The organism is Paraburkholderia sp. SIMBA_053 (assembly GCF_046534895.1).
Classification (GTDB): Bacteria; Pseudomonadota; Gammaproteobacteria; order Burkholderiales; family Burkholderiaceae; genus Paraburkholderia; species Paraburkholderia caledonica.
In genome coordinates this window covers 1-362 of the sequence record NZ_JAWRXU010000223.1, presented here as the reverse complement: position 1 = coordinate 362, position 362 = coordinate 1, and the positions used below count along the sequence as shown (strand labels likewise).

Genomic DNA, 362 nt, shown 5'->3' with positions numbered 1-362 from the left:
GCATCAACGCGATTTCACTTTCCGCACAACAGCAGCAGACGCTCCTGATCGGAGCACGGACGTTTGTTCACTTTCGGCGCGGCAGGTTGCTGCTGCACCGCTGCCGTCGCGCCGCCCGCCGGCATCGACGCCCGGCGCGCAATGCACGAGCGCAAATGCCGCTCGATAGGCGGATAGTATTGCCAGCCTTTCGTGAGCGGCGGCAGTTCGAGCTTTACCTGCTTCCACTTCGGATGGCCCTTTTCCTGCAACACGTCGAAGTTCTCGCACAGTGAATCAGCGAAGCGGTTCAGGTTGCTCACCGTGTCGCGCAGGCCGTAGTCATAGGTGACGAGAAAGGCTTTCACGGTGAGCGTCGGCAC

Annotated in this window: 1 pseudogene; it reads right to left on the bottom strand. The window is 61.0% G+C overall.

Features of this window, described 5'->3' with window-relative positions:
• Positions 1-14: 14 nt before the first annotated feature.
• A pseudogene (locus tag SB753_RS35365) lies at positions 15-362 on the bottom strand (C4-dicarboxylate ABC transporter substrate-binding protein); the annotation flags it as partial.